The organism is Nonomuraea sp. NPDC049152 (genome assembly GCF_040648355.1).
Lineage (GTDB): Bacteria > Actinomycetota > Actinomycetes > Streptosporangiales > Streptosporangiaceae > Nonomuraea.
Window position 1 is genome coordinate 690,832 of sequence record NZ_JBEZDO010000001.1, and the last position, 20,879, is coordinate 711,710.

At 70.4% G+C, this 20,879-nt stretch carries 14 protein-coding genes; 4 read left to right on the forward strand and 10 right to left on the reverse strand.

From position 1 onward, the window contains the following. Positions 1-15: 15 nt before the first annotated feature. Genes AB0B45_RS03530 through AB0B45_RS03545 form a run of 4 tightly spaced genes read right to left on the reverse strand, consistent with a single transcriptional unit; the run spans position 16 to position 6,290 of the window. Positions 16-846 (reverse strand): carbohydrate ABC transporter permease, encoded by an 831-nt coding sequence (locus AB0B45_RS03530; protein ID WP_358124560.1) that lies wholly within the window; start codon positions 844-846, stop codon positions 16-18. Further along, positions 846-1,790, reverse strand: a complete 945-nt coding sequence (locus tag AB0B45_RS03535; RefSeq protein WP_358124563.1) for a sugar ABC transporter permease — start codon at positions 1,788-1,790, stop codon at positions 846-848. Before AB0B45_RS03535 ends, AB0B45_RS03530 begins: the two co-directional genes overlap by 1 nt. Continuing rightward, positions 1,790-3,142 (reverse strand): ABC transporter substrate-binding protein, encoded by a 1,353-nt coding sequence (locus tag AB0B45_RS03540; protein ID WP_358124566.1) that lies wholly within the window; start codon positions 3,140-3,142, stop codon positions 1,790-1,792. Before AB0B45_RS03540 ends, AB0B45_RS03535 begins: the two co-directional genes overlap by 1 nt. Before the next feature lie 7 nt (positions 3,143-3,149). After that, positions 3,150-6,290, reverse strand: a complete 3,141-nt coding sequence (locus AB0B45_RS03545) for a discoidin domain-containing protein (protein WP_358124569.1) — start codon at positions 6,288-6,290, stop codon at positions 3,150-3,152. Between the two features lie 210 nt (positions 6,291-6,500). On the opposite strand from AB0B45_RS03545, the gene AB0B45_RS03550 reads away from it, so the two are divergent. Together AB0B45_RS03550 and AB0B45_RS03555 are read left to right on the forward strand one after the other, a co-directional pair. Further along, on the forward strand, positions 6,501-8,303 hold the full coding sequence (locus AB0B45_RS03550) for a DUF5107 domain-containing protein (protein WP_358124572.1): 1,803 nt from the start codon (positions 6,501-6,503) through the stop codon (positions 8,301-8,303). 69 nt (positions 8,304-8,372) lie between these two features. Further along, complete coding sequence (locus tag AB0B45_RS03555) at positions 8,373-9,173, forward strand: glycerophosphodiester phosphodiesterase family protein (RefSeq protein WP_358124575.1); 801 nt, start codon at positions 8,373-8,375, stop codon at positions 9,171-9,173. Positions 9,174-9,201: 28 nt separating this feature from the next. On the opposite strand, the gene AB0B45_RS03560 is transcribed toward AB0B45_RS03555, so the two are convergent. Both AB0B45_RS03560 and AB0B45_RS03565 read right to left on the reverse strand, forming a co-directional pair. Next, the gene (locus AB0B45_RS03560; protein ID WP_358124578.1) at positions 9,202-11,283 is read right to left on the reverse strand and encodes an AAA family ATPase; all 2,082 of its coding nucleotides are present in this window, start codon (positions 11,281-11,283) and stop codon (positions 9,202-9,204) included. Next, positions 11,280-13,619, reverse strand: coding sequence for a LuxR C-terminal-related transcriptional regulator (locus AB0B45_RS03565; protein ID WP_358124581.1), 2,340 nt, complete (start codon positions 13,617-13,619; stop codon positions 11,280-11,282). The genes AB0B45_RS03560 and AB0B45_RS03565 overlap by 4 nt, the downstream gene beginning before the upstream one ends. A 338-nt stretch (positions 13,620-13,957) precedes the next feature. Here AB0B45_RS03565 and AB0B45_RS03570 point away from each other — a divergent pair, with 338 nt between their 5' ends. After that, positions 13,958-16,195 (forward strand): LuxR C-terminal-related transcriptional regulator, encoded by a 2,238-nt coding sequence (locus tag AB0B45_RS03570; RefSeq protein WP_358124584.1) that lies wholly within the window; start codon positions 13,958-13,960, stop codon positions 16,193-16,195. A gap of 99 nt (positions 16,196-16,294) precedes the next feature. Here the strand turns inward: AB0B45_RS03570 and AB0B45_RS03575 are convergent, their stop codons facing one another. From AB0B45_RS03575 to AB0B45_RS03590, 4 genes are all read right to left on the reverse strand, one after another. Next, positions 16,295-16,729, reverse strand: coding sequence for an ATP-binding protein (locus AB0B45_RS03575; protein WP_358124586.1), 435 nt, complete (start codon positions 16,727-16,729; stop codon positions 16,295-16,297). Next, positions 16,726-16,920, reverse strand: a complete 195-nt coding sequence (locus tag AB0B45_RS03580; RefSeq protein WP_358124588.1) for a DUF5999 family protein — start codon at positions 16,918-16,920, stop codon at positions 16,726-16,728. Before AB0B45_RS03580 ends, AB0B45_RS03575 begins: the two co-directional genes overlap by 4 nt. A gap of 141 nt (positions 16,921-17,061) precedes the next feature. Next, positions 17,062-18,414, reverse strand: a complete 1,353-nt coding sequence (locus tag AB0B45_RS03585; RefSeq protein WP_358124590.1) for a 6-phospho-beta-glucosidase — start codon at positions 18,412-18,414, stop codon at positions 17,062-17,064. Between the two features lie 54 nt (positions 18,415-18,468). Next, positions 18,469-19,227 (reverse strand): DeoR/GlpR family DNA-binding transcription regulator, encoded by a 759-nt coding sequence (locus AB0B45_RS03590; protein WP_358124592.1) that lies wholly within the window; start codon positions 19,225-19,227, stop codon positions 18,469-18,471. 132 nt (positions 19,228-19,359) lie between these two features. Here AB0B45_RS03590 and AB0B45_RS03595 point away from each other — a divergent pair, with 132 nt between their 5' ends. Beyond that, positions 19,360-20,640 carry a carbohydrate kinase family protein gene (locus AB0B45_RS03595; RefSeq protein WP_358124594.1) on the forward strand — a complete coding sequence of 427 codons (1,281 nt, stop codon included), beginning with the start codon at positions 19,360-19,362 and terminating at the stop codon, positions 20,638-20,640. Positions 20,641-20,879: the final 239 nt, after the last annotated feature.

Below are 20,879 nucleotides of genomic sequence, written 5' to 3' on the forward strand. Positions count from 1 at the left end.
TACTCCGGATGACTCTCACTTGCCCGCGCCCAGGGTCAGGCCGGTGATGATGCGGCGGGCCAGCAGGAGGTAGAGCGCCAGCATGGGCAGCACGACGATCGCGACGCCCGCGATCAGCCCGCCGTACTCGGACTGGTAGGTCGCCGCGCCGTAGAAGGTGAACAGCGCGCGCGCAAGGGTGAAACCCGAGTTCTCCTGGATGAACACGATGGCCAGCAGCGTCTCGTTCCACAGGCCGATCGCGTTGAGGATCAGCGCGGTGACCAGGCCGCCGCGGGCCAGCGGCAGCGTGATCGAGACGAACGTGCGCAGCGGCGACGCGCCGTCGAGGGCGGCGGCCTCCTCCGTCTCCTCGGGGAGGGTGCGGAAGAAGCCGGTCAGGAGGAACACCGTGAACGGCACCGACAGGGCCACGTAGAGCACGTAGAGGCCGAGCAGGCTGTTGGTCAGCCCGAGCTCGGCCAAGCCGACGAACAGCGGGATGATCACGGTCTGCATGGGAACGCCCATGCCGATCGCGAGGAAACCGGTCAGCGGCCCGGAGCCGCGCACGCCGAACCTGCTGAGGGCGTAGGCGGCGGGCGCGGAGACCAGCACGATGGAGGCAGAGGCCGCCGCCACCAGGACCACGGTGACCAGGAAGGCGTGGCCGAACTCGGCCTGGTTCCAGGCGTAGAGGTAGTTGCGGAACGGGTTGCCACGGGCGAACCAGGTGTACGGCAGGCCGAACGGGTCGCGGAAGATCTCCAGCGGAGTCTTGAACGAGGCCGCGACCAGCCAGTACAGCAGGAGCACGTTGAGCCCGGTGAACAGCCAGACAGCCGCCCTCCCGACGAGTCTGAGCATCAGTATTCGAGCCTCTCCCTGCGCATCACCCGGCGCAGCGCGGTCACCAGCACGGTCACCAGGACGATCATCACGACCGCGCAGGCGCAGGCCGTGCCGTACTCCGGCGTGCCCTGCGCGCCGAAGGACCGGTCGTAGACGTAGATGGCCAGCGTCCAGGTCCTGCTGGGCGGCAGGTACGTGCCCGGGCCCGCGAGCACGAACACCATCTCGAAGATCTTGACGGCGCCGATCGTCCAGAGCACCCCGGCGATGCCCACCACGTCCCAGGTCAGGGGCAGCGTGACGGCACGGAACTGCTGCCAGGGCGAGGCCCCGCACAGCTCGGCGTCCTCGTAGAGGTAGGGCGGGATGCGGTCGACCGCGGCCATCATGATCGTGATGTAGAAGCCCGCGCTCGCCCACACGAGCGCCCCGATCACGACCCAGGTGACGTTCTCGGGGCGCAGGAATCCGGCCGCGGGCAGGCCGAGCGACTCCAGCAGGAAGTTGGCCAGGCCCTGACGGCCCGGGTTGTACTTGAAGACGAACCCGAAGAACATGCCCAGCGCCACCGGCGCGACGATGTTGGGGAAGAACAGGATCGCCCGGACCGTCTTCGAGGCCCGCATGCCCCTCAGCACCATCGTGAACAGGAACGCGAACACGAACGTTCCGGCCCCGCCCACCACGATGTAGCCCAGCGTGTTGACGAAGGCGTCGCGGAACGACTCGCTGCCCAGCAGCCTGCCGTACTGCTCCAGGCCGACGAAGGTGGCCGGGCCCGCGCCCGACCAGCGGGTGAAGCCGAGCACCACGGTCGCGACGGCAGGGCCGACGAGGAAGACGACGTAGAGCGCGATCGCGGGCAGCGTGAACGGCCAGAACAGCCGCCGCCGGTTGCGCAGGTGGGGGGTGACGTCGGCGGGCAGGGCGCGCCTGCCCGCCATCACGGCCTGTGCCATCAGCCCTGCGTCTTCCAGAACGCGGCGGTCGCCGTGGCCAGCCTGTCCACGAACGCGGCCGGGGTCAGCTTGCCCTTGAGCAGGTCGTTGTCGGCTGGGAAGAACACCTGCTCGGCGAACTTTCCGCCGGCGACGCCGTCCAGCCCGTCCATGAAGAGGGTGTGCTTCTTGGCCGGGTCCTCCAGGGCCGCCTTGAGGTCGGCCAGGTCGGACGGGACCGGCAGGTCCCTGCGCGGGGTGAGGCTGTCGGCGACCGCCGGCATGCCGGCGAGCAGGTCGCGGGTGAGGAAGTAGGCGATGAACGCCTTGGCCGCCTCGGGATGTCTCGCCTTGGCCGTGACGCCGAACGCTATCTGCTGCACCTCGACGACGTCGTGGGTGGCGCCGTCCGGCATGGGGAACTGGAAGGAGCCGTAGTCGATGCTCTGGCCGCCGCCCTGCTTCGCCAGGTACTCGCGGGTCTCCGTCGGGCCCCAACTGCCCATGAACAGGTAGGCGGCGTCGCCGTCGGCCCAGCGCTGCTGGATCTGCGGGAACTTGCCCGCGTCCCAGCCGTCGACCAGGTGGGACGCGATCCTGGCGGTGTGCTCGGCCGCCTTGAGGAAGCCGGGGTCGCTCTTCCACAGCTGCCCTGTCGGGTCCTGCGCGGCTCGGGCCAGCCCGCCGGGGCCGACGTACCGGGCGGCCAGCTGGTCGAAGTACCAGGCGGCGTAGTAGCCGATGTCGCCGTCGAGCGCGACGGACCGGTCCCCGAGCAGCGCGTACAGCTCGTCCATGGTCCTGGGCGCCTTGAACCCGGGGACCTTCTTCTTGTCGTACCACCAGGCGTTGCCCATGACGATGTACGGCACCGCGAACAGCTTGCCCGCGTCGTCCTTGATCGCCGGGGTGTCCCTGTAGGCGGCGGGCAGCACGTCCCGCACCGTGCCGTCACCGGTCTTCAGGCCGAGCACGTCGTCCAGGGCGCGGGTGCCGCCGGCCGAGACGATCGCGGCCTTGATGTTGGTGAGGTCCTGGTCGAACAGGTCGGGAACGGTGTCGGTGTTGAGCGCGGGTAACAGGTTCTGCCGCAGGTAGGCGCGGCCCAGCCATTGAATGGTGACCTTGACGCCGGTCTTCTTGGTGAAGCAGTCGGCGGCGTACCGCAGGACCTTGCCCTGGGGCTCGTCCTTGGTCCACATCGACCAGTAGGTCAGCTCCTTGTCCGTGGCGGGCTTGGTCCCCGCCTCGGGGCAGGCGGTGGTGAAGTACGCGGCGGCGGTGGGCAGCGAGAACTCGTCCTCGGCCGGGGTCGCCTGAGCGCCGCAGGCGGTCAGGGCCAGCGCGAGGCCCGCCAGATATGTCCTTCTCATGCTTCTCCTAGTGGACTTCGAGCTCGGCGAGCTGCATGTGGTACGGGTCGTTGCGGTGGCCGGTCCCGACGACCCGGATGTGCCGCGCCGTGACTTGCGGGAAGGAGAAGGCCTGCGCCGTCGCGCCAGGACGCGGGTGTCCGGTTCTGGTGGCGACCGTCGTCCAGGACGAGCCGTCGGCCGAGACCTGGACCGTGAAGTCCACGGGGAAGCCGTTGCCGGTGTTCTCTCCGTCCGACCTGGCGTAGAGGTCCACCCTGGAGACCAGGCTCGGGCCGCCGAGGTCGACGGCCGCCCATTCGGTACGGCTCGCCGTACCGGGGAGGCTGCTCCAGCCCATGGAGTGCCAGAGCGCCGAGCGCGAGCCGTCGGTGAGGTTGGTCCGGAGCCAGCCTTCGTTGCGGTACTCCACCGAGCTGGACGCGGTCACCGGGCGTCCCGCGGCGAGGTTGCCGCCGACGGCCTCGATCTCGGCCAGCTGCATGTGGTAGTGCCCGAGCTGGTCGGTGCTGAGGTTCGTGCCGGTCACCTTGACGTAGCGGACGTTGGCCGTCGGGAACGGGAACGTCTGCGCGCCCGCGCCCGGCCGGGGGAACCCGGTTCTGGTGGCGACCGTCGTCCAGGACGAGCCGTCGGCCGAGACCTGGACCGTGAAGTCCACGGGGAAGCCGAGGCCGGTGTTCGAGCCGTCGGAGCGGGGGTGGAGGTCCACGCGGCTCAGGGGCCTGGCGGCGCCGAGGTCGAGCTGGATCCACTCGGTGTGGTTGACGCCCATGTTCGCGGTGGAACTGCTCCAGCCGATGCCGGTGCGGGTGCCGTCGACGGCGGCGGGGGCGGACCAGCCGTCGCCCTCGTAGGAGCTGGACGTCGTCACGACGCGGCCCTCCGCCGGGTTGGTCTCCGGGTTGACCCGTACGTTGTCGAAGCGGGCGCTCGCGCCGCCTGTCACCAGGGCCAGGCCGCCCACCGGGTAGGCGTTGTCGGTGACGGTGAGGACCTTCTTCGCCCCCGCGTACACGGTGATGGTGCCGCCGCGCGCGGCCACCCGCAGTCTGGTCCACTGACCGGAGACGTAGCCGGGCACGGCGGCGGAGCCGAGCGAGACGCCGCTGCGGTAGACGAAGACCTGGCCGTTGTCGCGCAGCGCGACCAGGTAGCCGGTGTCCATGTCGGTGGCGTTCAGGTTGCGCACCATGATCCCGGCCCAGTTGGTGCTGCCGCCGTTGGCGTTCACCCCGGTGATCCGCAGGTCGACGCCGGCCACCACGTCGCGGTAGGCCCTGCCTTCCAGCGCGGCCGTGATGCCCCAGTTGGCGGAGGAGTCGGACTGGACGTACTCGCCGCCGCTGACCGACCAGGTGCCCGCGCTGTGCCGCCAGCTCGTCTCGCCCGCGGCGAAGTCGTCGGCGTAGGGGAAGCTCAGGTCGGGGCCGGGAGAGACGAGCGCGTCGAGGATCTGCCGGTGCCGGTTGTCTACCTCCAGGCCGGACTGCTCGTAGGAGATCGAGTCGGTGATGACGGTGTCGGCGATGGCCCGCGCGGTGACCGGCTTGGTCCGCGCCAGCAGGTTCAGCAGCTCCACGTCCTCCAGTCCGTCCAGCTGGGCCTCGCTGCGCACGCTGTCGTAGATGTCGTAGGCGGCCTTGTTCGGCCGGACCAGCCAGTTGTCGCCGGTCTGCCAGTCGTCGAAGGTGTCGGAGGGCCGGTTGAGGTCGCTGAAGTCCCACCAGAAGTTCCAGCCCCAGTGCAGGTAGCCGGTCCCGCCGATCTTCCAGGTGAGCCAGGGGGTGAGTCTGGTCGAGGCCAGGTGGTAGGAGATGAACCGGTTCATCCGCTTGTCCTGCGGGACGATGCAGTTGTAGAGCCACAGGTCGGCACCGCTCAGGCGGCGGCGCTGGTAGTAGCCGACGTTCGCGTCGTAGAGGCCGGTGTACGGCGTGGCGGTGGTGAGGTCGCCCTCCATCGCGGGCAGCACGGCCAGGTGGGCCTCGTTGGTCAGCGGGTGGGGGAAGTACTGCCGGTACGCGGCGTAGAGCCACTTGGCGGCATTGACCTGGTTGGCGGTGGACGGCTCGTCCAGCGCGCTCATGTAGAAGAGGTTCGTCCAGCCCTTGGCGTCCAGGTGGGCCTTGAGCGCGGGGAAGAGGTGGGCGAGGTAGGCGTTGGTCTCGGGGGTGTTCGGGTCGGCGAGGACCCGCTGGACGACGCCGTTTACCTTCTTGATCATGTCCAGCTTGACGACGTCGTTCGGCAGGCCCTCGAGCAGGTGCGGGGTGTAGATGTACTGCATCGCCCCCGCGTCGACGAAGGTCTGGACGAACCTGTCGAAGGTGCCCCAGCCGAAGGTGTAGGCGCCCGCCGCGTCCACGGTCGTGTCGGGGATGAGCAGGGCCTGGAAGTCGGCGAAAATCACGTTGTTGCGATGCCTGGCGTGGTCGGCCGCGATGTTCTCGATGACCCGCCACCAGTTGGCGTCGAACATCTGCACGCCGTACTGGGCGGGGATGGCCCTGATCGTGCCGTTGTAGTCCCAGCCGGCCGAGGTGAACCAGTTGTTCATCTTGAACGTCGACTGGTTGGCGGGCGGGACCGTGACGTCGTAGACCGTGACGGCGACGTTCACCGCGACGTCGCCGGCATCGCTCCTGATGGTGGCGGTGCCGGTGTAGGTGCCCGGGGCCTGGGACGCCGGCACGCGGACGCTGTAGTGGTAGGGCAGGGTGAGGTTGGCGGCCAGGGACTGCGGGGTGTTCTCCACCAGCGCGTCGTAGTAGGCGGTGCCGCCGTCGGGCGGGTTCTGGTGGACGCCGATCTTGGAGATGCGCGGGTGGTTGTACTCGCGCCTGACGGTGATCGCCGACGCGGGGATCACGGCGCCGCCCTGGCCGCTCAGCGCGCCGGCCACGACCTGCACTCCGGTGGCGGGGGCAGCCGACCTGACCAGGATCTGGGCGGCCTCGGTCTCACCGCGGGCCGCCCGCAACGCGATCGACGCAGGGGCGCCGGACGGGCGGGTGGTCGACGAGAACGCCCGGTCGGCCGCGCTCTGCACCCAGACGGAGAGGGCCGCCGCGTGGGCGGGGACGGCCACGAGCATGGAGACGAACAGGAGGGATAAGGCTGCGAGCGGGGCGGGTCTGACTGCCATGGGCAGGCTCCTCACGAGGTCTTCCCCCGAGCGTGCAATAAAACGTTTCAAATTGCTGGACTGGACGGTAGAGCTGCACAGTGCTGCCGTCAATGGCTCGTATTCGGACTGTTATACGCAACGCTCGCGGCATTGACAGCGGCCAGGAAAGGTCCCTAACGTTCGCAGCAGATCTCCTTAAAACGTTCTGCGCGAAGGGGTCACGACCGGATGCAGCTCACCATCGCCGACGCCGGGCCGGTCAGCCCGCTCCCGATCCTGCGGCCACCCGCCGTGGTGATCCCCGACTTCGGGCACCCGCCCTCGATGCTCCCGTACGGCAAGCGCGACTCCTACCGGCGCGACCCGGTCGTGCGGGAGGTGCCCGCGATCACGCTGGAGAACGAGCGGCTGCGGGCGGTGTTCCTGCCAGGGCTCGGCGGGCGGCTGTGGTCTCTGGTCGACCTCGCCACCGGCCGGGAGCTGCTGCACCGCAACCCGGTGATCCAACCGGCCAACCTCGCCCTGCGTGACGCGTGGTTCGCCGGCGGCGTGGAGTGGAACCTCGGCACGACCGGCCACTGGGCTCTGACCTGCGACCCGCTGCACGCGGCCTGGGTGGACGCGCCGTACCCCGTGCTTCGGCTGTACGAGTACGAGCGCATGCGCGGCCTGGTGGTCCAGATCGACGCCAGTCTCCCGCCCGGCTCTCCCGCTCTGGTCGTGTCCGTCACCGTCCGCAACCCGCGCCAGGAGACCGTACCGGTCTACTGGTGGTCCAACATCGCCGTCCCGCAGACCCCCGGCACCCGCGTGCTGGCCCCCGCCACCCAGGCCGATCACTTCGGTCACGCCCAGCGCCTGACCACCGTCCCCTACCCGGGCGACCCCGACACCAGCCGTCCGGGGACCTGGCGCTCAGCCGCCGACTACTTCTTCCATGTCACCTCCGACACTCCCTGGATAGCCGCCGTCGACGCCGAAGGCCACGGCCTGCTCCACACCTCCACCCCCCGCATGAAGGGCCGCAAACTGTTCGGCTGGGGCACCTCTCCCGGCGGCACCAACTGGCAGCACTGGCTCTCCGGCCCCCACTCCCCCTACCTGGAGATCCAGGGCGGCCTGGCCCGCACCCAGCTGCAGCACCTCCCCCTCCCCGGCATGACCACCTGGACCTGGACGGAGACCTACAGCCCCCTCATCCTCCCCCACCCGCACGCCCCCTACGAGCAGGCCGGCGCGGCGGCCGAGGCGATCGCCCGAACGATCCCCTGGACTCGGCCCACCTCGCAGCGGCCGGCGGCCGGCGTGTGGACCGATCGCCCCATCACGGAGGTGATTTACCGAGGGTCCGGGTGGGGAGCGCTGGAGCGCCGGGCCGGAGGGCTGCCGGATTCGGCGGCCACGCCGTTCCCCGACGACACGCTCGGCGAGGAGCAGGCGCCGTGGCTGACCCTCCTGGAAGAGGGCGACCTGCCGGGCGAGGCGGTGTGCGTGGTCGGGCCGCGCTGGCTGAGCCTGCTGCGCGAGGCGGCGGACTGGCACGGCCTCTACCACCTGGGCCTCAACCTGTGGGCCACCGGCGACCGGGCCGGCGCTCTGGGCGCATGGGGTAAGGCGATGGCCGTACGGCGCCACCCCCTGGTTCTACGGGCGCTGGCCGAGTCCCATCGAATCGACGGCGACGACGCGGCGGCGGCCGTTCTTCTCCTTGAGGCGCACACGCTGGCGCCGGCCGTACGGCCGCTCACCATCGAGACCCTCGCCGCCCTGATCGCCGCCGGCCGCCCTGCCGACGCGCTGGCGCTCGTCGACCACCTCGATCCCGACGACCGGGCCCACGGGCGTACCCGCCTGCTTGAGGCGCAGGCCGCCCTGGCCGCGGGCGACCGCGCCAGAGCCGGCCGCATCCTGGAGGAGGGCCTGGTCGTGCCCGATCTTCGCGAGGGCGAGAACGCCCTGGACGACCTCTGGTTCGCCTGTCACGGCGAGGACTCCGCTCTCCCTGCCGCGTACGACTTCCGCATGAGCTAGCCCCGCGCCCCGGCTAGGCTGCACCACGTAGATCATCCGTTCTGTTCGGCAGTCTCCCCGGGGTGGCGCATGATGACGAATCGCAGGGCCAGGGTCGCGTTGACGGTTGCCGCCTTCGCGGCAGGCTCGCTTGCCGGGGTCCCGCCGACGTCCGCCGCCGCCTCCGGCGCACCGGCTTGCCCGCTGATCTTCGGACACGGCGGCTATCCCGAGAACCCGGGCGACATGGCGAAGGACCAGGTTCGCCAGCCCAACAACGACCGTGCCGTCGACGACCAGAAGTCCTGGGGCGCGGGAGGCGTCGAAGGCGACGTCCAGCTCACCAAGGAGGGCACCAAGGCGGTGATGTGGCACAACACGTCCACCAACGGCCTGACCGGAGCCAGGCGGAACATCACCGATATCTGGTGGGCCTACGGGAGCGACAACCTGCGGGCTCGCCGCATCCTCCGCGGCCCCTACACCGGCGAGCCGGTGTACACCCTCCGCGAGTGGCTGGACCACGTGCGCTCCAAGGACCTGGTCGCCCTGCTGGAGATCAAGCCCGAGGCGAAGGCCGTTCTCACCTCCAGCCATGCGGCGAACGCGTGGAAGGAAATCTCGGACCCCATCGTCGAACGGCAGAGCGCCCAGCGGATCATGGTCTATTCGACGGACTCCTGGATTCAGGGGGAGCTCGCCAGGCGCCACCCTGGACTCCTCAAGGGATCGGCCGCCAGGTGGACCGACAGCGTCGGATGGAACGAGCCGCCTCCGGCCTGGCGCGGTAACACGGCCCGATGGCAGGCGGTTCTGAACCAGGCTCCGAAGAGCGTGATGACCAACTACACCAAGGACTATCGCGCCTGGCTGAACGGGAAGTGCGGGTAGCCCCTCACCTGCCGGGGCGGCGCAACCGTCACGCGCCGACCGCGGAGACGGCCCTGCGCTCCAGGCCCAGCCTCGCCCCCTCACGGAAGGCCGCCGTGAACGCTCGCTCTCCCAGCTCTTGGCGGGCCCGCTCCGCGCAGTGCTCGTGCCACCTCGCGTGGTACCACAGCCGGCTCGGCGAGGCCTCCACCGCCTGCCACAACGCGTGCGCCGCGCCCAGCATCCGGGCAGCCCGTTCGTGGTCTTCCCGGTGGCAGGCCGTCCAGGCCAGCACCTCCAGGCACTGCGTGAGGCACCACCGGTCGTTGATCTCCCTGGTGAACTCGGCGGCCTCGCTCACCAGTTCCTCGGCGCGGCCGCAGTCACCCAGGTTCCACGCGGCGATGCCGAGCGAAAGCTGGGCATGGCCACGGGACATCAGCGCGTGATGAGCCTCGCACAGCGCCAGCAGTTCCTCACCGAACCGGACGGCTCGCGCCGGGTCCTCCATCGAGCCGTAGGCGGCCCCGTAGTAGAGGTTGAAGGCCACGCTGTCGATGTCGCCCGCGGCGCGGTGGAGGGCGAGCGACTCCTCCAGGAGCGCGAGGCCGCGTGGCGCGTCGCCGAGGGAGAACGCGGCGACACCGGAGGTCCGGATGGCGAACGGCAGGACACTCTCGTTCCCCGCCTGCCGTGCCACGGCGTGACATTCCTCCAGCAGCGGCATCGCCACGTCCAGGTCGCCCTGGCGGAGGGCGAGCATGCTGACCACCCAGAGCGCCATCCCCCGGGCGCCGCCGGATCCGGGCACCAGGTCCAGGCCGCGCTCCAGCCAGTACCTTCCCTCGGTGAGGGAACCGGCGAGCAGCCAGTAGAACCACATCGCCGTCGCGATCTCCAGGCCCTTGCCCGCCGTGCTCTGCTCGCTCAGGCACATCTCGAGCGCGGCGCGCACGTTGGGCAGTTCCCCTTGCAGGTGCCGGTAGCGCTCGAGCTGGTCGGGAACGAGCCGGTCGATCCTGTGTCTCTCCACCACGTCCCGGTAGTGGTCGACGTACCGCCCGCGCAGCGCCAGCGCCTCCGAAGGCTCCAGCCGCTCGCTCCCGTACGCCCTGATGCTCTCCAGCATGCGGTACCTGACTCCGGCCTCCCAGTGATCGACCACCAGGACCGACTTGTCCACCAGCCCGGACAGCAGATCGACGACATCGGCGAGGTCGATCACGTCGTCGGCGCACACCGCCTCCACGGTGTCGAGGTCGGCTCCGCCGGGGAACGCCGACAGCCGGGCCCATAGCCGCTGTTCCGCCGGCGAGCAGAGATCGAAGCTCCAGTCCATGGTCGCGCGCAGCGTCCGATGGCGTGGCAGCGCGGCGTGGCTCCCGTGCGCCGGCATGTCGAGGCGCTCCTCCAGCTCGCGGCTGAGCTGCTCCAGCGGCACCGTGCGCAGGCGCACCGCGGCCAGCTCGATCGCCAGCGGAATCCCCTCCAGGCGTTGGGCCAGCCGCGCCAGGCACTCCGCGTTCCTCGCGTCAAGAGAGAAGCCGGGCCGCACGCTCGCGGCGCGGTCCACGAACAGCCGCACCGAATCGTGGCGGGCGATGTCGCGGAGCTGGTGGCCGCGGTCAGGGACGGGCAGCGACGGGACCGACAGCACCTGCTCGCCGCTCACCCCCAGGCTCTGCCTGCTGGTGGCCAGGATCCGCAACCGGGGAGCACCTCGCAGCAGCCGGTCCACGAGGCGGGCGCAGTCCTCGAGCAGATGCTCGCAGTTGTCCAGCACGAGCAGCATCCGCTTGTCCGCCAGGTAGTCCACCAGCATGGTCATGGGGTCGGTTCCCGCGTCCCGCAGGCCGAGCGCCGCGGCGACGGTCGGTCCCAGCAGGTCACCGGCTTCCAGGGTGGCCAGCTCGACCACCTCCACGCCGTCCCTGTACGTGCGCTCGAGCGTCCCCGCGACCCTGTCCGCCAGCCGTGTCTTGCCGACACCGCCCGTTCCCGTCAAGGTCAGCAGCCGCGTCCTGGACAGCATCCGCCTGGCCTCCGACACCTCGTGCCGGCGTCCGACGAACGTGGTCCCCTCCATCAGCGGATCGGTCCTGGCCACAGGAACGCTCTCGGTCCGGCTCACTGCATACCTCCGACATCGCTCTGATCGTCCCCTGGCTGTTCCTGCCGGCTGACCCAGGCGGCGATCTGGACGCGCGAGCTGAACCCGAGCTTGCCGAGAATGTGCTCGACGTGTCCCTCCGCCGTGCGCTGCGCGATCACCAGCGCGGCCGCGATCGCCTTGTTGCTCATGCCCTGGGCGACCAGCCGGGCGATCTCCATCTCCCTGCGGGTCAGCGGTGAGGGACTCGCCGACGGCTCGTGCTCCGGCGTATCCTCCCGCATCGCGTACTCCAGCGCCTCGGCGGGGGTGAGCGCCATGCCCTTGCGGAAGGCGGCCTCGAACCCCCTGGCGCCGAGGCTCTCCCTGGCCGCCAGCTCGCAGGCGTCGTGCTGTTCGGCGAGGTAGCCGAACAGGGGGCCGCCGAAAGAGCGCCAGATCTCCTGCAGGGCGCCGAGAAGCGTCGCCGCGCGCTCGCCGTCGCCGCAGCTCGTCCATGCCAGGACCTCGATGCACAGGGCGATGCCAAGGCGGTCGTCGAAGGGCTCCTTGAGCCGTATGGCCTCGCGTTCCATCTCGACCGCCCGCCGGGTGTCGCCCTGCTTCCACACCTCGATGCCGTACGTCCACAGCGCGTACGACCGGAACCAGTTCTCGCGGCGCGGCTCGCAGATCGCCAGGCATTCCTCGAACGTCTCCACCGCCTGGTCGGAATGGCCGAGGATCGAGAGCGTGGAGGCCAGGTAGATCAACGAGTTGACGACGCCGATCTGGTCGTCCGTCATGCGGCTGTACTCCAGCGCCTCGCTGAGGAGGGTGTGCGCCCCTGGGAGGTCCTGCTGGAGCAGGGCCGCGAGGCCGGCGACGTACTGGGCGGCTCCCGTGATCGCCGGGTCGTCGAACGCGCGGGCCAGCTCTCGGCACTCGTCCAGCAAGGTCGCGGCCATCGTGAAGTCGCTCTGCAGGACCGCGAGCCGCGCCTTGACGCAGAGGGCACGGGCGCGGACGGGAGTCGCCCGCCCATCGGCGGCGAGCAGGCGGTTGAACCAGATCCTGCCCTCGTAAGGGGAGTCGGACGCGATCCAGTAGTACCGCAGCGCCGCCGCGATGATCAGGCCGGACTCCGCCTCTCCCTGCACCGCGAGGCAGAAGTCGAGGGCGGTACGGAGGTTGTCGTGCTCGGTGCGCAGGCGCGCGTACCAGTCCACCTGATCCGGCCCGAACCAGCCGTGCTGCGCGCGGAGCACCAGGTCCTGATACCAGTCGCGATGCCGGCGCCTGAGCTTCTCCTCCATGCCGGACTCGCGCAGCCGGTCCCTGCCGTACTGGCGGATGGTCTCCAGCAACCGGAATCGCACCCTCGACCGGTGTTCGTCCCTGATCAGGATGGACTTGTCCACCAGGCCGATCACCAGGTCGACGACCTCCTCGGCGGCGATGCCGTCGCCTGAGCACACGTGCTCGGCCGCCTCGAGGTCGAGGCTGCCGGAGAAGACCGACAGGCGTGCCCAGAGCAGCTGCTCCTTCTCCGTGCACAGGGTGTAGCTCCAGTCGATCAAACCCCGCAACGTCCGCTGGCGGGGCAGCAGCACCCGGGGTCCCGCCGTGAGCAACCTGAACCGGTCCTCCAGCCGGTCCAGCAGCTGCCGAACGGAGACCACTCGCAGCCGGACGGCAGCCAGTTCGATCGCCAGGGGAATGCCGTCCAGGTTCCGGCAGATCTTCGCCACGGCTTCCCTGTTGTCGTCGGTGACGGCGAAACCGGGCAGGACGGCCCTGGCCCGCTCGGCGAACAACCGCACCGCGTCGGACTGCTCCAGCGACTCTCCTGACAGCCGCGACAGGTCGCCGTCCGGCAGCGGCAGCGACGGCACGACCATCGTCTGCTCGCCGGCGACGCCGAGCGCCTGCCGGCTGGTGGCGAGGATCCTCAGGTCGGGCGCGGCGCGTGCCAGCGTCTCCGCCACGACGGCGCAGTCGTGCAGCAGATGCTCGCAGTTGTCCAGGACCATCAGCAGCTGTCTGTCGCGCAGGTGGTCGGCGAGCACCTGGATCGGGGGTCGCGTGGAGAGGTCCGCGATCTCCAGCGCCTCGATCACCGTCTGGACGAGCAGGTCGGGGCGCTCCAGCGCCGCGAGCTCGACCAGGCACACGCCGTCGCGGAACGCGCGCCGCACGTCGGCCGCGACCCGCAGGGCCAGCCGGGTCTTGCCGACGCCGCCCACGCCGACGAGGGTCACCAGCCTGGAGCCGGCCAGCATCCGCTTGCCCTCGGCTATCTCACGCCGGCGGCCCACGAAGCTGGTCAGCTCGGCCGACAGCCCCCGCATCTCCGAACCCCTGGATGCCACCCCCATGAACGCTCCACCGGCGCGGACCCTCGAGGCGCCCTTGCCGCCGGGACCGAGCCGATGGAACCCAGAGTACGCTTGGGCGTTTCCGTAGGGTTTTACCGTTTTGTAAGGAATTGCCACAAGGATACTGAGGTTGGAGAGCTGTGAGGGCCTGCGCATAACCTGAAGAATGACGTCTCGGTTCCGCTCCATCGGTGGCCGAGCCGGCGAGGTAATCGATGACAGCGACGAGCGCCTCCAGGCGACAGCAGACGGCAAGGCTGCCGGCCGAGGTGACCAGTTTCGTAGGCCGTCGGCACGAAGTGGCCGAGGTCAAGCGATGCCTGCCCCTATCACGTGCGGTGACCTTGACCGGCGTGGGCGGCGTCGGCAAGACCCGGCTGGCTCTGCGGGTGGCGCTCGACGTGGCACGAGACTTCCGCGGCGGGGTGTGGTTCGTGGAGCTGGCCGCCGTCGAGAATCCGGACATGCTCGCCCAGGTCGTGGCCGAGGCCCTGGAGATCCGCGACCACAGCCTCAGCTCGCCCGTGGAGGTGCTGGCCGAGTATCTGCGGGACAAGCAGACGCTGGTGATCCTCGACAACTGCGAGCATCTGGTGCACGAGTGCGCCGTACTGGCCGAGATGCTGCTGCGCCGAGCCCCTCAGCTGAGCATCCTCGCCACCAGCCGGGAGGCGCTCGGCTTCGCCGGCGAGCAGACGCTGGCCGTGCCCACGCTCCCGTTGCCCGACATCGACGGCGCGCGGGTACCCATCGAGAGGCTCGCCAAGTGCGACGCCGTCTGCCTGTTCACCGAGCGGGCCAGAGCCGTCCTCCCGTCGTTCGCCCTCACAGAGGACAACAGGGACGTCGTCGTCGGGATCTGCCGGCGGCTGGACGGCCTGCCGCTCGGGATCGAGCTGGCCGCCGTCAGGTTGCGCGCGCTGTCCGTCCAGCAGCTGCACGAGCGCCTCGACGACCGGTTCCGGCTGCTGACCGCCGGCTCGCGGGCCGTACTCCCGCGTCATCAGACGCTCCGCGCGCTGATCGACTGGAGCTACGCCCTCTGCTCCGAGAAGGAGCAGTCGCTGTGGGCTCGCGTGTCGGTGTTCGCCGGCAGCCTGGATCTGGAGGCGGCCGAGGCCGTCTGTTCCGGCGACGGCATCGCCCGCGAGGAGATCCTGGACCTGGTGTGCGGGCTGGTGGACAAGTCCATCCTGATCCGGGAGGAGCACGGGCCGCAGGCCCGCTACCGGCTACTGGAGATCATCCGTCAGTACGGCATGGAGAAGCTCGTCGCCACGGGCCAGGAGGCCGCGCTGAAACAGCGGCACCTCGACTACTACCGAGCGCTGTCGGCACAGGCACAGGAACAGCTGTTCGGGCCGTCGCAGGTCTCCTGGTTCACCAGGTTGCGGCTCGAGCACGCCAACCTGCACACCGCTCTCGAGCACTGCTTCGGCGACCCCTCGCAGGTCGCCGGCGGCCTCGACATGGCCGCCGACCTGCTCTACCACTGGATCAGCGGCTACTACCTGGGAGAGGGCCGCCGCTGGCTGGACAGGGGACTCGCCGCCGACTCCGAACCGAGCGAGGCACGTGCGCGGGCACTGTGGGCCAGCAGCTGGCTCGCCATCATCCAGGGCGACCTCGCCTCCGCCACGACGATGCTCAAGGAGAGCCGGTCCATCGGGGAGCGGCTGGGGCTCGACTCCGTCCTCGCCTACGTCGCGCTCTACTCCGGAATGATCGCCATGTGCGGGGGTGACGCCGAGTGCGCCGTCACGCACTACCGGGAGGCGCTGGCCCGGCATCGCGCCACCGGTGACCCCGTGGGCAGGGCTCTGACCCTCATCCGGCTGTCCCTGGCGTACACCTTCCGCGGCGACTCGGAGCCGGCGATCTCGCTGGGCGACGAGTGCCTTGCCCTGTGCGACGCCCACGGGGAAGGCTGGCACAAGGCGTACATGATGATGGCGCTCGGCGTGGAGGTCTGGCGGCAGGGCGACGCCGGGCGCGCGACGGAGCTCGAGGCGAGGAGCCTGTCCTTCAATCGCGAGCTCGACGACCCGCTGGGCGTCGGGGTCAACCTGGAGGTGCTGGCCTGGATCGCCGCCACCGAGAAGCAGTATCGGCGAGCGGCCCGGCTGCTGGGCATCCTGGAAACTGTCTGGCAGGCGACAGGAGGCCCCCTGTCGGGCTTCGGACACCTATCGCACTACCACGACGAATGCGTGCTGCACACGCGCCAGGCACTCGGCGACTCGGCCTTCGACACCGCGTTCAAGCATGGCGCCCAGCTCACCTACGACGAGGCGCTCGCCTACGCGCTCCGCGAGGACAAGCAGGTCGAGGAGACGCCGGCCGAGGCCCCGTCGCCGCTGACCCCGCGGGAGACGGAGATCGCCGGTCTCGTGGCCCAGGGCATGACCAACAAGGAGATCGCCGCCTCCCTGGTGATCTCTCAGCGGACCGCCGAGGGGCATATCGAACACATCTTGAGCAAGCTCGGCTTCCACTCACGCGCCCAGATCGCCGTCTGGGTCGGCGAGCAGGCCCGCGCGGCCGACGACGAGCCGCCTGAGAACGGTGGTCAATAGGGCAGCGGCCGTCCCGACGGTGTCCGCAGGTCCTGGGCCTGGAGGTCGGTCGGCCTCCTCGGCTTGGAGGTCCGGATTCTTCGCACGGTGACGGTTCCCTCAGACGAGTCCGGGCGCGGGAAGCTCGAACCAGACGACCTTCCCCTCGCAGGTATGAGCGGTGCCCCAGCAGCAGGCCAGGTCGGCCAGCAGGAGGTGTTCGCGCCCCATGCGACACCGGGAGCGCGAGGGATCCGCGTGCTCGACCTCGCAGCGCAGCAGCCCGTCCTCGGCGGTGAGTGTGAGCCGGATCCTGTCACCGCTGTCGCGCAGGGCGTTGGTGACCAGCTCGCTGACCAGCAGGTCCGCCACCTTGATCTGGTCCTGAAGTCCCCATCGCACCAGCCGGGCGCGGGTCATGCGCCGTGCTGTGGGCAGGGCGGAGGGCGCGGACGACAGCACCCATGATGCCGTCCGGTCGCCGCCGCCGGGGACGGCGCGAGTGAGCAGGCCGTCGGCGAAGGCCAGGAGCCGGTTCGGGGTCACGCGCCTCATGCCTCTTTCCCAGCGTGCACAAGTCCGGTGGAGATGCTCCGGCCGTCCGGCAGCAGTTCACCGGCGTCATCGAAGATGACGACACCGTTGCAGAGCAGCCCCCACCCCTGTTCCGGGTGGAAGGCCACAAGCCGGGCAGAATCATGATGCGGAGCGTCCGCTGGCGGACACGGTGGTTGGTGCTGGCACACGGCTCGCACCCTTCTTTACCTGGTCGTCGGTTGGCTGAGGTCTTTGCTAAGCATTCAGCCTGCCTCGGGGACCGGCACGAGCGAGACGGGATAAACCCCCGTATGGGTACCTATTAGCCGCAGGTAGGTACCTACGTAGTCCTACGGGGAGCCGGGGAGAACGGCGGCGAGCTCCGGGATCCGGGCCCGATAGCCGTCGAGCAGCCTGCGCGCCGTGTCGACCGAGTCGACCAGGGGATGCAGGGCGAACGCCTCGACCGCCAGGCGGGACGAGCCGGACAGGGCGGCCTCGATGGCCGTCTGCTCCACCGCCTTGACCTGTTGCACGAGACCCAGGAAGCGGCCGGGGAGCGGGCGGGTGGCCAGCGGCCGGATTCCCGAGCCGTTCACCACGCAGGGGATCTCGACGACCGCGTCCGCGGGCAGGCCGGGCACCGCCGTGCCGTTGCGGACATTGAGGATCATGGTCGAGGACTCGCCGCGGGCGATGGCGGCCATGAGGGCGAGCGCGATGCCTTCGTACCCCCCGGCCTCCAGGTCCGCGGCGTCGCGTTCACCCGCGTCGGCGACGTCCCGGGTCTCGGCCATGTAGGTCTCGTCGCGTTCCCTGCGTGTCCTGATCCACTCGGCGAGGGCGTGCTGGGGCCGCTCCCGTACGGCGGCGTAGAACCGGCTCTGCTGCCCGACCAGGGACTCGCCGCGGGTCTGCTCCGCGCCGTTGAGCGCGGCGACGGATTCGCGGGTGAAGTAGTAGTAGTACAGGTACTCGTTGGGCAGCGCGCCCAGGGTCCGCACCCAGTCGCCGCCGAAGATCCGTGCCTCCTCGACCTGCCGCAGGGCCGTGTCGTCGGCGAGCAGGTCCGGCAGCACGTCGTGGCCGTCGTAGGTGAGCCCGCGCAGCCAGCCGAGGTGGTTGAGCCCCACGTAGTCGGGTGAGGCGCGCGCCGGATCGAGGCCGAGGGCGGCGGCGGCCCGCCTGATCAGTCCGATCGGCGAGTCGCAGATGCCCACCACCCGGTCGCCGAGGACGGTCCGCATGGCTTCGGTGATCATGCCGGCCGGGTTGGTGAAGTTGATGACCCAGGCCCGGGGCGCGAGGGCGGCCACCCGCTCGGCCATGCGGACGGCCACCGGGATGGTGCGCAGCCCGAACGCGATGCCGCCGGGTCCTGTCGTCTCCTGACCGAGCAGGCCCAGCTCCAGCGCGACCCGCTCGTCCGCGGTACGGCCCGCGAGACCGCCGACGCGGATGGCCGAGAAGACGAAGGCGGCGTCGCGCAGCGCGCTGTCGAGGTCGGTGGTGGTCCGCACCCGCGGCGGATCGTCGTGTCCCGCGGCGAGCTGGTCCAGCACGTGCCTCATGGCCGCAAGCCGCTCGGCCGACACGTCGTACAGCACCACCTCCTCCACGCGCGGCTTCGCGGTGTCACGCAGAAGCGCGCCGTACACGAGCGGGACCCGGAAGCCTCCGCCTCCGAGAACGGCCAGTTTCATCGCGGCTCCTCAGCTGCCTGGTGTCTCTCATCGGACCTGCGGGCGCCCAGGCGATCACGCGAGCAGCACCTCAGCGCCGGCGGCGGCGCAGTTGCCCAGCGTCATGCCGTCGGCGCCATCGTTCGTGACGATCACATCGATGTCCTCGGGCCCGCACACTCGCAGGGCGCCGGTGCCGGGGAACTTGTGCCGGTCGACCAGCAGCACCACCTGGGCCGCCGCGGCGATCATGGCGCGTTTCACCGGCACCTCGGCGAGCGTGGTGTCGACGAGCTGGCCGTCCGGCCGTACGCCGCTCGCGCCCAGGAACACGCGGTCGGCGACCACCTGGCTCAGCGCCTCCTCGGTCAGCACGCCGACCAGCGAGTGGTAGGTACGGCGGACCATGCCGCCGAGCAGCAGGAGCTCGACCGCGGGATCGGTGCGGAGCACGTCGAGGACGGCGAGGCTGGAGGTGACCACGGTGATGCGGCGGCCGCGGAGGTGGCGGGCCAGGCGCATCGTCGTGGTGCCGATGTCGAGCAGGACCACGTCGCCGTCGCGGACGAGCTGCGCGGCGCGGACGGCCACGGCCTCCTTGTCCTGCTCGGCGAGCGCCACCACCTCGGCGAAGGGCAGGTCGTCGTCGGCGTCCATGTCGGCGAGCGCGCCCCCGCGCACGCGCTTCAGCGTGCCGTCGCGGTCGAGCACCTCGAGGTCCCTGCGAATGGTCGACGGGCTCACGCCGAGCTGCCTGGCGAGGTCGGCGACGCTGGTGGCACCTGAGAGCCGGACCCGGCGCATGATCTCCGCATGCCTGAGGTGCTGAAGCACGGGTGGATCCTATCAGTCATTTCCGCGCAGAAGCGAGCATGATGGTCCAATTACTCGCGCGAAACACTTGATATGCGCGGTTAAACGTGCAAGATTGCGCACATCTCGGTCTGTCGAGGAGGACTCATCACCGTGTCTGTCCAGGCGTACGACCCTCTCGCCGATCAGCGCACCCCAGGGGGGCCGCAGTTCGACGTCTTCTTAGCGGGCACCGTGTTCCTCGACATCGTCTTCACCGGGCTGGCCGCGATGCCCGCGGCGGGCACCGAGATGTGGGCCGAGGGCATGGGCTCGTGCCCGGGAGGCATCGCCAATCTGGCCATCGCGACCAGCCGGCTGGGTCTGCGCACCTCGCTGGCCGCCGCGTTCGGCGACGACGACTACGGCGACTTCTGCTGGCGTACCCTCGCCGAGCAGGAATCGGTCGACCTGTCCAGGTCGCGGCGCTTCGAGCACTGGCACTCACCGGTGACGGTCTCCATGGCCGTCGACCGCGACCGCAGCATGGTGACGCACGGCCACCCCGCTCCCATGTCGGCCTCGGAGATGATCGGCTCCCCGCTGCGGTCGAGGGCCGTGATCGTGGCGCTGTCCGCCGACGAGCCGCTCGGCGTGTCCGACAACTGCTCATGGGCCGAGCTGGCGCACCGCAACGGCGCGCTCGTCTTCGCCGACGTGGGCTGGGATCCGTCGGGCACCTGGTCACCCGCCCTGCTGGACCAGCTCTCGACCTGCCACGCGTTCATGCCCAACGCGGTCGAGGCGATGGCCTACACCGGCACGGACACTCCACGCGACGCGCTGTACGAGCTCGCCGACCGGGTTCCCCTCGCCGTCGTCACCGACGGGGCCAACGGGGCTATGGCCATCGACTCCCTGACCGGCGAGGAGGCGTACGTTCCCGCACCGCGGGTGACGGCGCTCGATCCGACCGGCGCGGGGGACGTCTTCGGCGCGGGCATCGTGCTCGGCACCCTCTGCAAGTGGCCGCTGGCCGACAGGCTCGCGTTCGCCGGGGTCTGCGCGGCCCTGGCCGTGCAGCAGTTCGGCGGATCGCTGGCCGCGCCCGGTTGGGGCGACATCGCCGACTGGTGGCACGAGGTGCGGGCGGCGGCCGGTCACGGCGGCGCCTACGCCGACTCGCTGGCGCGCAGGTACGCCTTCCTCGACAGGCTGGTGCCCACCGTCCCCGTGGGCGCGGTACGGCGGGCCGCCGCCACCATCGCCCGGCACGCCGACCTGGGGATGGCCGCCCTGTCCGAGGAGCCGCCGGCCAAGGCCGCCGGGCCGTACGGACAGCCCGAAGACACCGCGAAGGACGAAACACACGCCGCGTCCGAGGCCGCCCCGCCGGGAGCGCACGGCGATCCCGAGAACCCGGAGACGTCTCGCGTGCCTGCCCAGAAGGAGTGACACCATGATCGCCTCGACGATCGCCTCGGCCCACGGGGTTCGGACGCGGAACCCGCGCGGCGCCCGGGTGCGTGCCGTACTCGCCGCCGGGGTCGTGGCTCTCGCCGCGGCCGCGTGCGCGCCGGGCTCCTCGGCTCCCCCCGCGGCGGGGGGGGGGGGGGGCGGGGGCCCCCGGGGGGGACACCCCCCCCCCCCCGGCACCCACAACACAACAAAAAGGAACCAGAACAGGAACGAGG

Coding starts and splice junctions, on each gene's coding strand:
- AB0B45_RS03530 (WP_358124560.1), bottom strand. CDS start 846: ATGCTCAGACTCGTCGGGAGGGCGGCTGTCTGGCTGTTCACCGGGCTC.
- AB0B45_RS03535 (WP_358124563.1), bottom strand. CDS start 1,790: ATGGCACAGGCCGTGATGGCGGGCAGGCGCGCCCTGCCCGCCGACGTC.
- AB0B45_RS03540 (WP_358124566.1), bottom strand. CDS start 3,142: ATGAGAAGGACATATCTGGCGGGCCTCGCGCTGGCCCTGACCGCCTGC.
- AB0B45_RS03545 (WP_358124569.1), bottom strand. CDS start 6,290: ATGGCAGTCAGACCCGCCCCGCTCGCAGCCTTATCCCTCCTGTTCGTC.
- AB0B45_RS03550 (WP_358124572.1), top strand. CDS start 6,501: ATGCAGCTCACCATCGCCGACGCCGGGCCGGTCAGCCCGCTCCCGATC.
- AB0B45_RS03555 (WP_358124575.1), top strand. CDS start 8,373: ATGATGACGAATCGCAGGGCCAGGGTCGCGTTGACGGTTGCCGCCTTC.
- AB0B45_RS03565 (WP_358124581.1), bottom strand. CDS start 13,619: ATGGGGGTGGCATCCAGGGGTTCGGAGATGCGGGGGCTGTCGGCCGAG.
- AB0B45_RS03575 (WP_358124586.1), bottom strand. CDS start 16,729: ATGAGGCGCGTGACCCCGAACCGGCTCCTGGCCTTCGCCGACGGCCTG.
- AB0B45_RS03585 (WP_358124590.1), bottom strand. CDS start 18,414: ATGAAACTGGCCGTTCTCGGAGGCGGAGGCTTCCGGGTCCCGCTCGTG.